We start from the raw sequence: 12,214 nt of genomic DNA on the forward strand, positions 1-12,214 counted from the left end.
CGCACCGCCCGGCCAATCGGTCGAGCCCGCACCGCTCACCCCCGTCCGGCCAGCGCCGCCTCCCCCGCCGCGCGCATCGCGGCAAGCGGACCGGGTCGCCCGGTCATCAACCCCACCTGGAGCACGGCCTGATGGACGAGCAGGTCGAGCCCGCTCACCACCGTCCCGCCGGCGTTCGCCCAGGCCGCCGCGAGCGCGGTCGGCCACGGGTCGTACACGACGTCGAACAGCACGCCGAGGTCGGCCGGTACGTGCAGCGCCAAGTGGTCCACCGCGCCCTTGGGCGTGGTCGCCACCACCAACGGCGCGCGCAACGCCTCGGCGGCGTCCGCCCACGCCCGCACCTCGACGTCGATCCCGAGCCGGGCGCCGGCCCCGCGCATCTCGCGGGCCCGTTCCTCGCCGCGCACGTACACCCGGACCGGCCCGTCGGTGACCTCGCGCAAGGCCGCGAGCGTCGACGTGGCGGTCGCGCCCGCGCCCAGCACGGCCGCCGATTCCACCCGCGAGACGCCGCGTTCGCGCAGCGCCGCGACCAGGCCCGGCACGTCGGTGTTGTCGCCGACGCGCCGGCCGTCGGCGGTGAACACGACCGTGTTCACCGCCTCCACGTCCCGCGCGACCTCGCTCACCTCGTGCAGCAGCGGCAGGATCGCCCGCTTGAGCGGCATCGTGAGTGAGAGCCCGGCCCACGACGTGTCGAGCCTGCCGACGAAGTCCGCCAGCGTCCCCTCGTCGATCTCGTGCGCGTCGTAGGACCAGTGCGTCAGGCCCAGTTCGGCGTACGCGGCCCGGTGCAGGACCGGGGAGAGCGAGTGCCGGATGGGCGAGCCGAGCACGGCGGCCCGGCACGGGGAGGAATCGGAGGTCGTCACTTGCCGGGGTTTTCCTTGATCCACTGGGTCAGTTGGGCCTTGTCCTTTTGGAACTGCGAGTCGGTCGAGGAGAAAAGGGTCTCCCCGGTCTCCGGGTTGACCGTCACGAAGTACAGGTAGGGACCGTCGCTGGGCGCGAGTGCCGCGGCGATCGAGTCCTTCCCCGGCGTGTTGATCGGTCCCGGTGGCAGGCCCTTGAGCACGCGCGTGTTGTACGGGTTGTTCGCGTCGTTGAGTTCCTTCTGCGTCAACTGCACGTTGCTCTTGTTCAGGTAGTAGTTGACCGTCGAGTCCAAGCCGAGCGACATGTTCTTCTTGAGGCGGTTGTAGATCACCTCGGAGACCTTGCCCTTGTGGTCGATCGTCTTGGCCTCGGCCTCGATCAGGCTCGCGATGACGATGATGTCGTACGGGCTCTTCTTGACCGCCGCGGCCTTGTCGCCCAGCCCTTCGTAGGCCTTGACCGACTTGGCCACCATGTCCTTGAGCACCACGAGCGGGTCCATGCCCGGCGCGGCCACATAGGACGCGGGGTAGAGGAAGCCCTCGATGTTGCCCTTGGCGTAGTCGGGCAGCCCGAGCGAGGGATCCTTCGCGGCGGCCTCGACCTGCTCCTTCGGCACGTTGAGCTTCTTGGCGATGATGTCGAACACCTGGGTGGCCCGGCGACCCGGCGGCACGATCAGGTCCTGCTTGTTCTTGGGGTTGACCAGTACCTCGAACGCGGCCTTGGCCGACATGTGCTTGGCCATCGTGTACGCGCCGGGCTGGATCTTGGACGCGCGCTGGTCCTTGTCCTCGCGCGCGACCTTGGTGAACGCCTCGACGCTCTTGGTGACCCCGGCCCGCTTGAGCTCGTTGGCCATCTTCGGGGTGGCCCATCCGACCTTGATCTCGACAAGCACCTGGCCCGAACCCTTGCCGCTGTAGTCCGGTGGGGGGCCGAAACGGTCCTTCAGGAATCCGTAGGCCCAGTAGCCGCCGCCGCCCACGATCGCGAGCACGATCGCGAGGGCGACCGCGACCGCGCACCCACTGCGGTTCTTCTTCTTGCGTCCGCGCCCGCGACCGCGACCGCCGCGCCGCGAATTGTCGTCCTTGCCCCGTCGCCGGCTGCGTGGCTCCGACTCCGAATCCATCCGCAGTCCGAGATCGCTCATGCCGTGGGCCTTTCAGAGTCGGAGACGGACCCGGCCGCTGCGGATCGCACGGCCAGACCCGGGGGGCGTCCGGAGCCACGCTCGATCTCGAGCGCGTTTTGCAGGATCACGATCGCAGCGGCCTGGTCGATCACGCCGCGGGCCTTCTTCGCCTTGACGCCGGACGCCTGGAGGCCCCGGGTGGCGGTGACGGTGCTCAGTCGCTCGTCGACCAGGCGCACACCGATCGCCGGATCGAGCGCGCGAACGAGTCGGTCGGCGAAGGCCCGAGCCTTCGCGGCGGCGGCGCCCTCCTTGCCGGACAGTGAGCGAGGCAGGCCGACGACGACCTCGATGCCTTCGTACTCCGCGACGATCTCCAGGATCCGGGCGAGATCACGCTTGCCGGCCGGGACGGTCTCGACGGGGGTGGCGATCAACCCGTGCGGGTCGCTGGCCGCCACGCCGATGCGGACGTCGCCCACATCGACGGCAATTCGTACTCCACGTCTCAAGGTCGGCTCTCCGTCACAGACTCTGCGTCACTCACTATTCGGGCACGGCGCCCCGTCATACAAGTCCCCCGGCGGTGATGGGAGTCCGGGATTCAGACTTCCATATCCGCCGGGGGATCGAGGGTAGGGGACGGCTCAGGACGTGCGTTCGGCGACTGTCCGGGTGACGGCAGCCAGCGCGTCGGCCACCTTGCCCGGGTCGGACCCGCCGCCTTGGGCGACGTCGTCCTTGCCACCACCGCCGCCGCCGAGCGTCTTCGCCGCGACGCGGACCAGTTCGCCCGCCTTGACGCCGCGTTCGCGGGCTGCCTCGTTGGCGGCGACCACGACCATCGGCTTGCCGTTCACCACCGACACGACCGCGACCGCGGCCGGGCGGCTCGCGAGCCGACCGCGCACGTCCAGCGCGAGCTTGCGCAGGTCGTCGGGCGTGGTGCCGTCGGGCAGTTGCGCGGCGACGAGGGCGACGCCGTGTATGTCCTGCGCGGAGTCGACGAGACCGCCGGCCGCCTGAAGCGCCTGGGCGCCGCGCATGGCCGCGATCTCCTTCTCCGCCTCGCGCAGCTTGGCCATGATGCTCGCGACCCGCTCGGGAAGCTCTTCCGGCCGGCCCTTCACGACCTCGGTGAGCTGGTTGACGATGGTGTGCTCGCGCGCCAGGAAGTTGTACGCGTCGGTGCCCACCAGGGCCTCCACGCGACGCACGCCGGCGCCGATCGAGGACTCGCCGAGCAGTTTCACCAGGCCCAGCTGGGCGGTGTTGTCCACGTGCGTGCCGCCGCACAGTTCCTTGGAGTAGTCGCCCATGGTGACCACGCGCACGCGGTCGCCGTACTTCTCGCCGAACATCATCACGGCGCCGGACTTCTTCGCCTCGTCCATCGACATCACCTCGGCGGTGACGTCGAGGTCGCGGGCGAGCACCTCGTTGATCTTCTGCTCGACGTCGACGAGGACGGTTCCGGGGATCGCCCCGGGCGCGCCGAAGTCGAAGCGGAAGCGGCCGGGCGCGTTCTCCGAACCGGCCTGCGACGCGGTCGGGCCGAGCGCGTCGCGCAGCGCCTGGTGGGTCAGGTGCGTGGCGCTGTGCGCGCGTGCGATCGAGCGGCGGCGTTCGACGTCGATCTGCGCGAGCGCCTTGGCGCCCACGAGGACCTCGCCGACCTGGACCCGGCCGCGGTGCACGGTCACCCCGGGCACCGGGTTCTGTACGTCGCGCACCTCGACCACGGCGCCGGTGTCGAGCCGGATCCGGCCGGTGTCGGCGAGCTGGCCGCCACCCTCGGCGTAGAACGGGGTGCGGTCCAGGACGACTTCGACCTCGTCGCCCTCGTGCGCGGCCGGGGAGGCCGCGCCGTCGACGAGCAGGCCGACCACGGTCGCCTCGTCGGAGTTGTCGTGGTAGCCGGTGAACTCGGTGCCGCCGGCCGCGTCGGCGACGTCGCGGTAGACCGAAAGGTCGGCGGCGAGGCCCTGCTTGCGGGCCTGCGCGTCCTTCTTGGCGCGCTGCCGCTGCTCGTTCATCAGCCGACGGAAGCCCTCTTCGTCGACCGCGAGGCCCTGCTCGGCCGCGATCTCGAGGGTCAGGTCGATCGGGAAGCCCTCGGTGTCGTGCAGCAGGAACGCCACCTCACCCGGCAGCGCGCTCTGCCCGGCGCTCTTCGCCTTGACGATCGACTCGTCGAGCAGCGCGGTGCCTTCCTGAAGACGCGCGAGGAAGCGCTTCTCCTCGGCCACCGACACCGCGTCGATGCGCTCGGCCTCCTCGACCAGGTTCGGGTACTGCGGACCCATCGCCTTGATCGTGGTCTCGACCAGGTCGTGCAGGGTCAGGCCGTCGGCGCCCATGAGCCGCATGTTGCGGATCGCGCGGCGCATCATCCGGCGCAGCACGTAGCCGCGGCCCTCGTTGCCCGGGACCACGCCGTCGCCGATGAGCATCACGGCGGTGCGCACGTGGTCGGCGACCACGCGCAGCGACACGTCGGTCTTGTGGTCCTCGCCGTACTTCTTGCCGGTGAGCGCGGCGGCGCGGTCGAGGATCATCCGCGACGTGTCGATCTCGTACAGGTTGTCGACGCCCTGGAGGATGGTCGCCAGGCGCTCCAGGCCCAGGCCCGTGTCGATGTTCTGCGCGGGCAGGTCACCGAGGATGGGGTAGTCGTCCTTGCCGGTGCCGGCGCCGCGCTCGAACTGCATGAAGACCAGGTTCCAGATCTCCAGGTAGCGCTCGCCGTTGACGGCCGGACCGCCCGCCTCGCCGTAGGCGGGGCCGCGGTCGTAGTTGATCTCCGAACACGGGCCGCACGGCCCGGGCACGCCCATCGACCAGAAGTTCTCGGACTTGCCGAGCCGCTGGATGCGCTCGGCGGGCACGCCGATCACGTCGCGCCAGATCCGTTCGGCCTCGTCGTCGTCGAGGTAGACGGTGATCCACAGCTTCTCGGGGTCGAGCCCGTAGCCGCCGTCCTCGACCGAGTTGGTGAGCAGCTCCCAGGCGAAGCCGATCGCGCCTTCCTTGAAGTAGTCGCCGAACGAGAAGTTGCCGCACATCTGGAAGAACGACCCGTGGCGGGTGGTCTTTCCGACCTCTTCGATGTCCAGGGTGCGCACGCACTTCTGCACGCTGGTGGCGCGCTTGAAGTTCGGCTTGACCTCGCCCAGGAAGTACGGCTTGAACGGCACCATGCCGGCGTTGACGAGCAGCAGCGTGGGGTCGTCCGCGACGAGCGATGCCGACGGGACGACAGTGTGTCCGCGCTCTTCGAAAAAGCGCAGCCAGCGCTTGCGGATTTCTGCCGATTCCATCAGCTGCCGTCCCTTCGGTCGTACCTTGCCTTGTTTTCGTACCGCTCACGCGGGTCGTACCGCTCACGGGGGTCGTACAGCTCACGTGGCGCGTACAGGTCGCGCCCGTCGTGCCGGTCCTCGTGCGCGTCACGCGACGCCGGCAACACCCGGCGGGCCGGGGCCGGCGGCAGCGCGGCCGCCTGCACGTCCGCGCCGATCGCCCGGTACAGCTCCTGCTCGCGCTCGGCCATTCCCGCGCGGATCTCGTCCGCGAAGTATTTGATGGCCTCGCCGACGCCGGTGACGTTGTCGGCGACGCCCTCGGGCGTGTACTTGTACGCCTTGTCCTTGACCTTGCGCGCGGCCCATACGCCGGCTCCGGCGCCGACCGCGATCCAGAACAGCCTCGCCACGACTCAGCCTCTCCCGCGCATGGTGCGCTGACGCTCGGCACGTTGGGCCTTGGCTGCGGTGCGCACGCGGCGGCTGAGCTCGGCGCGCTGCTGTGCGGACAGCGCGCGGCGGACACCGTAGCTGAACGCCGCGGTCTTCACGAGCGGGCCGCCGAGGGTGGCGGCGACCGTGGAGGAGAGCGCGGTGGCGTTCGTGGTCATGGTCTGGACGTTGCCCGCGATCTGGTCGACGCGGGCCATCTGGGCGTTGGTCGCCTTGGCCGTCTCGGTCACCTCGTCGAGCAACGGGACCGCCCGGTCCGCGACGTCGGCTACCAGGCGCGTCGCCTCCTTGAGCACCTTGGTCAGCTTGACCAGCGCCAATGCGAGAAATGCGACCAGAATCGCCCAGAAAACGGCGATGATCATCAGCGCGACTTCGCCACCCGACACCGTCATGCGCTCCTTGATGAGTGGGATTCGGTCGAGGCGGCTCGTCATACTCGCTCGCCTCGGAAAGCCCGACCCTACCGCGACCGCGCGGGTCTCCTCGTACGAGGAAACCCGCGCGGTCGGTGTGGCGCGTGTCGCGATGGACGGTCCGCGGATCCGTCGTATGTGGATCGTTCGTGGATCAGCGGGAGTAGTACTCGACCACCAACTGCTCGTCGCAGATCACGGGGACCTCACGCCGCTGCGGCAGCCGGTCGAGCCGGGCCATCAGCTTGTCCAGACGGGCTTCGATGTAGCGCGGGGTCTCGGCCGCGGCGAAGCCGCCGGCGCGCACGACCTGGAAGAGCGGCTTCTCCCGGCTGCGCTCGCGCACGCCCACGATGTCCTCGGGCTTGAGCCGGTAGGAGGGCTTGTCGACCTTGCCGCCGTTGACCTCGATGTGGCCGTGGGTGACCATCTGCCGCGCCTGGTAGACGGTGCGGGCGAAGCCGGCGCGCAGCACGAACGCGTCGAGGCGGCGCTCCAGGTCGATCACCAGTTCGTCGCCGGTCTTGCCGGAGTGCTTGTTGGCGCGGTCGAAGGCCGCGCGCATCTGCACCTCGGAGATGTCGTACTGGAAGCGCAGGCGCTGCTTCTCCATCAGTCGGGTCTTGTAGTCCGACGACTGCTTGCGGCCACGACCGTGCTCGCCCGGCGGGTAGGGGCGATTTTCCAGGTACTTGGCGGCCTTGGGCGTGAGGGCCACACCCAGCGCGCGGCTGCGGCGGATTTTTGGCCGGGTCTGGTTCAAGGTCGGTCCTCCATGCGTGCTGTCTTGCGTGCTTGCCAAGATCGGGCGACTTAGGTAAGCCTAACCTTAACGAGAACGCGTTCGGTAGCCCACCCGGGGTTCCCCACGAGCGCGCCGGCATCAGGAGGACGCGTGTCCCTTCCCATCGAGGCCAACGCCGGCCACACCGATGTCTCCGCCCGACGCCCGGTCACCGCTGCTCGGGCCCGCACTCTGGCTGCCCACGCGACCTCCGCGACGCTGGATCTGCCGGGTGACAAGGACGAGCACGTGGTGCCGGCGGCGCGCGTGGTCGAGTCCGACGGGTCGCTGCTGCTGCTCGTGCCCGGTGAGACCGCCGCCCTCGTGCTGACCGCGCGCGACGACCTGGCCGCGGTGCTGCACCTGGTGGACGTCGCGCCGGTCGCGGTGCCGCATCGGGTGCGCGCGCACTGCTGGATCGCGGGCTGGCTGACCATCCCGACCGGCGACGACGCCGAGCGGGCCGCCGCGCGGCTGGCCGAGGTCGGCAACGACCCGACCGCGTCGCCGCGCGCGGGCACGGTCGTGCGCATGGAGGTGGGCGAGGTTTTGGTCGACGACCTGTGGGGCGCGGGCCACGTCGAGCCCGAGGACTACGCCGACGCCGAGCCCGACCCGCTCGCCGCCGACGAGGCCGAATTGCTCCAACACCTGGCCGTCGCGCACGCCGAGGACCTGGGCCGACTCGCGAGCGTGGCCGGCGCTCCCGCGTGCGCGGAGCGCGTCGCGCCGGTGTCGCTGGACCGCCACGGCCTGCGCCTGCGCACCGGCGGCCCCGACCGCACGTGCGACATCCGCTTCGAGTTCGACACCCCGGTTTCCACCGCACGGGAACTCGGCGGCGCCCTGCGTCGTCTCCTGCACGGGGCCCACGGCGACGCCTGAGCACCGCCGCGTCGCACGGTTTGGCCGTTCGCATGATGCGTCGGCGTACGGGCAGTCTCCTCCCCGCATGATCGACACGGCATGATCGACTCGGGAAGATCGGTTCGACACGATCGGCTCGGCGGGATCGACTCGGGAAGATCGACTGGGCGTGATCGATACGGCGTCGTCGTCTCGGCCGATCGAGTGCCGTACGCACATCTCGAGGCCGACACCGCTTCGAGGGCGACGCTGCCGAACCGGGGGTAATACGGCGGGAAGGGACTACGCGGGGTGTCGGAGCAGCACGCGCGACAGCAGGCCGACGGCGAGGGCGGTCGCGACCATCCGAGCACCCGCGCGCCCTGGGAACCCGAACGCCGCCCGAACTCGCGTGCCGGCGCCAGCCCTTGGCAGGACCGGCTGCGCACCCAGCTGCGCTTCAGCGGCCATACCGCGCCCATTCCGATCGTGGTGCCCGCGGAGACTCCCGAGGCGGGTCCGTCGGTGCCTCGCGTGCTCGACCTCGCGCTGCGCATGGGCGAACTACTGCTCGCGAGCGGCGAGGGCGGTGAGGACGTCGAGGCGGCGATGCTCGGCATCACCGACGCGTACGGCCTGGAGCGTTGCCAGCCCAACGTGACGTTCGTCGCGATCACGCTGTCCTACCAGCCGTCGCTGGTGGAGCCGCCGGTCACCGGCGAGCGCGTGGTGCGGCGGCGCGCGGTGGACTACACCCGGCTCGACGAGGCGCACCAACTGGTCGAGGACATCACCGGCGGCGACCTGACCCTGGAGGAGGCGTACCACCGGCTCGCCGACATCCGGCGCAATCGCCATCCGTATCCGCGGTGGCTGCTGTTGCTGTCCGCGGGACTGATCGCGGCGTTCGCGAGCGTGATGGTCGGCGGCGGGCCGGTCGTGGCCATCGCGGCGTGCGTCGCGGCGCTGATCGGCGAGCGTCTGGCCCAGTTGCTCTCCGATCGCGGCGTGCCGGAGTTCTACCAGTTCGTACTGGCCTCGATGCCCGCCGCCGCGATCACCGTGGCGATGATCAAACTCGGTATCGGGATCAGTCCGTATGCCGTGGTCACCGGCGGCCTGTTCGCCCTGCTTCCCGGGCGCGCCCTGGTCGCGGCCGTACAGGACGGTCTGACCGGCTTCTACATCACCGCCGCGGCCCGACTGCTCGAAGTCTTCTATCTGATCGTCGGGATCATCGTCGGCATCTCGATCGTGATCTACGTGGGCGACCGGCTCGGCGTGGAGTTCGCCGTCGAGGGGTCCTTCAACCTCAACGCCAACCATCGCGGCGTCCAACTGCTCGCGGCGGGCGCGGTGTCGCTGACGTTCGCGGTACTCGTCCAGGTGCGACGGCGGTTGCTGCCGGTCGCGTTCGCGGGCGGCGCGGTGGGGTGGTCGGTGTTCCAGGTACTGCGCGAGGCGGGCGCGGCGCCGGTGCTCGCGACGGCGGTGGCGACCGGACTGCTCGGGCTGCTCGGTCAGTTGCTCGCGCGGTGGCACGGGACGTCGGCGCTGCCCTACGTGATCCCGGCGATCGGGCCGATGCTGCCGGGCAGCGCGATGTACCAGGGCATGCTGGGTCTGTCGCTGGGTCACACCGACACGGGCTGGTTGAGCCTGGTCAACGCGGCCTCGCTCGCGCTCGCCCTGGCCGCGGGCGTGAACGTGGGCTCGGAGGCGGCCCGGTTCGTGCTGCCGTCGCCGCCGACGCGCACGGGCCGGGAAATGCGGCCGGCGTCCAAGCGCACCCGCGGTTTCTGAGACCGTGGGGCGGGGCGGCCGCGCTTTCGGGCCGCGCCCGGACCCGCCGCCACCGCATCGCGACCGTATCCCGACCGAGCCGACACCCCGGGGGCTTCGAATGCAGGACATGCACGCACTCGACGGGGAAGCCGCGGCCCTGCGCAGTTGGTCACCGCCGCACGGCACTGCCGTCCGCGCGGTGGTGCTGGTCCTGCCGGGGGGTCGCTCGCGCGGCCGGCAGCCGGCGTCCACTCGCAATCTGGCCTACCGCCGGATGGTGCCGATCGCCCGCTCGATCCACCGCTCGAGCGCGGCGGACGGGGTGGACACCTACCTGCTCCGCTATCGCGTGCGCGGCTGGAACGAGCCGTCCCAGGACCCGGTCCGGGACGCGCGGTGGGCACTCGACGGCATCCGGGCGCGCTACCCGGGCGCCCCGGTGACGCTGGTCGGCCACTCGATGGGCGGGCGTACCGCGCTGCGGGTCGCCGACCACGCGAGCGTGCGTACGGTGTGCGCGCTCGCGCCGTGGATCGAAGCCGACGAACCGTTCGCCCAGTTCGCCGGCCGCGAGTTGATCGTCGCGCACGGCACGCGCGACCACACCACGAGCCCGAAGGCGTCCTACGAGTACGCGCTGAACACCCGCGACGTGTCCGACCGGGTCTGCCGCTTCGAACTCGCCGACGGCCACGCGATGCTGCGCCGTGCCGACACCTGGCACGACCTGGTTCGCCGCGTCGTGGCAGGCACGGCAACCGGCACCGCCGACCCGACCGTGGCGGGGGCGATGGATTCGCCGGACGGCCTCCGCGCCCGGTGGAGCTGACGGGCAACCGCGGCGGGCGAACGCAGCGCAGTCGATCGGTTCAGGTCGGGGCGGGTCGGGTCGGGTCGGTTCACGTCGGGTCCGGCCAGGTCAGGTCGGTTCAGGTCGGGTCGGTTCAGGTCGGGTCGGTTCAGGTCGGGTCGATGCACGTCGGGTCGGGGCACGTCGGGTCGGTTCGCCGTGGTTCGCGCTTCGGCCGACGCTCGGGCACCCACCGCGCGGCCGGGGTCCGGTTCGCTGCTTGACCCGGCCCCGGGTGCCCCGACAGTTCCCTCGGCCGTGGCCGGAGACCTCTGCCCGTTCCGGCGGCGACCCTACGTGCCCTCGGGGGGTTCGGCGCCGGCGAGGCGGGCTCGGACCCAGGCTGCGATGTCGGCGTAGCGGGCCTCGGCGCCGTGGCGGGTGGGCTCGTAGTAGGTGCGGCCGTGCACCGCGTCCGGGGCGTACTGCTGCGTGGCGACACCGCCGGGCACGTTGTGCGGGTACACGTAGCCCTGTGCGTGCCCGAGCTTGGCCGCGCCCTTGTAGTGGCCGTCGCGCAAGTGTGGCGGGACCGGACCGGCGAGGCCCTTGCGAACGTCGGCGAGCGCGGCGTCGATGGCCAGGATCGCGGTGTTCGACTTGGGCGCGAGCGCGAGGTGGATCGCGGCCTGCGCGAGCGTGATCCGGGCCTCGGGGAAGCCGATCAGCGCGACGGCCTGCGCGGCGGCCACCGCGATCTGCAGGGCGGTGGGGTCGGCCATGCCGATGTCCTCGCTCGCCGAGATCATCAGGCGGCGCGCGATGAAGCGTGGGTCCTCGCCCGCGTCGACCATCCGCGCGAGGTAGTGCAGCGTCGCGTCGACGTCGGAGCCCCGGATGGACTTGATCAACGCGCTCGCGACGTCGTAGTGCTGGTCGCCGTCGCGGTCGTAGCGCACCGCCGCGCGATCCACGGCGCTTTCCAGGGTGGCGAGGGTGATCGCGGCCTCGCCCTTGTCGGCGGCCGATCCGGCGCCCGCCTCCAGGGCGGTGAGGATGCGGCGGGCGTCGCCGCCGGCGATCCGGAGCAGGTGCTCCTCGGCGTCGGCGTCGAGGGTGAGTGTGCCCTTGAGGCCGCGCTCGTCGGCGAGCGCGCGCCGGACCACCTCGCGCAGGTCGTCCTCGGTGAGCGACTCCAGGGTCAACAGCAGGGACCGGGACAACAGCGGACTGATGATGGAGAAGTACGGATTCTCGGTCGTGGCCGCGATCAGAGTCACCCACCGGTTCTCCACCGCGGGCAGCAGCGAGTCCTGTTGCGCCTTGGAGAAGCGGTGGATCTCGTCCAGGAACAGCACCGTGTCGCGCCCCTGCGACCCGGCCTGGCGGCGCGCGTCCTCGATCACGGCGCGCACCTCCTTGACCCCGGCGGTGATCGCCGACAACTCCACGAACCGCTGCCTGGTCACATGGCTGACCACGTACGCGAGCGTCGTCTTGCCGGTCCCGGGCGGCCCCCACAGGATCACCGACGACGGCGCGGTGACCCCACTCTCCGACGACACGAGCCGCCGCAACGGCGACCCGTCACCGAGCAGGTGCCGCTGCCCGACGACCTCGTCCAGATCCCGAGGCCGCATCCGCACCGCGAGCGGCGCGAGCGAGGGGTTCTTCGCCTGCCGAGCCTCGGCGGCGGCGGTAAACAGATCGGAGTCCACCCATCGACCCTAACCCGCTGCCCGGAACCGCGGCCCGGCCCCCGCCGGCGACCAACCGCACGGTGCGGCCCGACCCCGTCGGCCGGTCGGGCCGGGGCGT

The 12,214-nt window shown here is 71.1% G+C and carries 11 protein-coding genes; 3 read left to right on the plus strand and 8 right to left on the minus strand.

Translation table 11 applies throughout. The annotated features are described in order from the left end of the window. Positions 1-35: 35 nt before the first annotated feature. The 7 genes from GT354_RS29765 to rpsD all read right to left on the minus strand — a co-directional run bounded on the left by GT354_RS29765 (position 36) and on the right by rpsD (position 6,954). A complete protein-coding gene (locus GT354_RS29765) occupies positions 36-875 on the minus strand; it encodes a shikimate dehydrogenase (protein WP_161359470.1) in 840 nt (279 codons plus the stop codon). Then, positions 872-2,035 carry an endolytic transglycosylase MltG gene (gene mltG / locus GT354_RS29770; protein WP_161359471.1) on the minus strand — a complete coding sequence of 388 codons (1,164 nt, stop codon included), beginning with the start codon at positions 2,033-2,035 and terminating at the stop codon, positions 872-874. Before mltG ends, GT354_RS29765 begins: the two co-directional genes overlap by 4 nt. Continuing rightward, positions 2,032-2,529, minus strand: coding sequence for a Holliday junction resolvase RuvX (gene ruvX, locus GT354_RS29775; protein WP_161359472.1), 498 nt, complete (start codon positions 2,527-2,529; stop codon positions 2,032-2,034). The genes mltG and ruvX overlap by 4 nt, the downstream gene beginning before the upstream one ends. A 135-nt stretch (positions 2,530-2,664) precedes the next feature. Beyond that, complete coding sequence (gene alaS / locus GT354_RS29780) at positions 2,665-5,337, minus strand: alanine--tRNA ligase (protein ID WP_161359473.1); 2,673 nt, start codon at positions 5,335-5,337, stop codon at positions 2,665-2,667. Then, entirely contained in the window at positions 5,337-5,732 is a 396-nt protein-coding gene (locus tag GT354_RS29785; protein ID WP_161359474.1) for a DUF6167 family protein, read from the minus strand. The genes alaS and GT354_RS29785 overlap by 1 nt, the downstream gene beginning before the upstream one ends. A 3-nt stretch (positions 5,733-5,735) precedes the next feature. After that, a complete protein-coding gene (locus GT354_RS29790; RefSeq protein ID WP_237535590.1) occupies positions 5,736-6,212 on the minus strand; it encodes a DUF948 domain-containing protein in 477 nt (158 codons plus the stop codon). A gap of 133 nt (positions 6,213-6,345) precedes the next feature. Further along, the gene (gene rpsD, locus GT354_RS29795; RefSeq protein ID WP_161359475.1) at positions 6,346-6,954 is read right to left on the minus strand and encodes a 30S ribosomal protein S4; all 609 of its coding nucleotides are present in this window, start codon (positions 6,952-6,954) and stop codon (positions 6,346-6,348) included. Between the two features lie 132 nt (positions 6,955-7,086). Here rpsD and GT354_RS56690 point away from each other — a divergent pair, with 132 nt between their 5' ends. From GT354_RS56690 to GT354_RS29810, 3 genes are all read left to right on the plus strand, one after another. Beyond that, on the plus strand, positions 7,087-7,860 hold the full coding sequence (locus GT354_RS56690; protein WP_161359476.1) for a DUF2470 domain-containing protein: 774 nt from the start codon (positions 7,087-7,089) through the stop codon (positions 7,858-7,860). A gap of 273 nt (positions 7,861-8,133) precedes the next feature. After that, positions 8,134-9,624: a threonine/serine exporter family protein gene (locus GT354_RS29805; RefSeq protein WP_346012234.1), complete on the plus strand. Its 1,491-nt coding sequence runs from the start codon at positions 8,134-8,136 to the stop codon at positions 9,622-9,624. Positions 9,625-9,733: 109 nt separating this feature from the next. Beyond that, a complete protein-coding gene (locus GT354_RS29810; protein ID WP_161359477.1) occupies positions 9,734-10,435 on the plus strand; it encodes an alpha/beta fold hydrolase in 702 nt (233 codons plus the stop codon). A gap of 314 nt (positions 10,436-10,749) precedes the next feature. Here the strand turns inward: GT354_RS29810 and GT354_RS29815 are convergent, their stop codons facing one another. After that, entirely contained in the window at positions 10,750-12,114 is a 1,365-nt protein-coding gene (locus GT354_RS29815; protein ID WP_161359478.1) for a replication-associated recombination protein A, read from the minus strand. Positions 12,115-12,214 lie beyond the last annotated feature (100 nt).

It is taken from the genome of Streptomyces sp. SID3343 (assembly GCF_009865215.1).
Classification (GTDB): Bacteria; Actinomycetota; Actinomycetes; order Streptomycetales; family Streptomycetaceae; genus Embleya.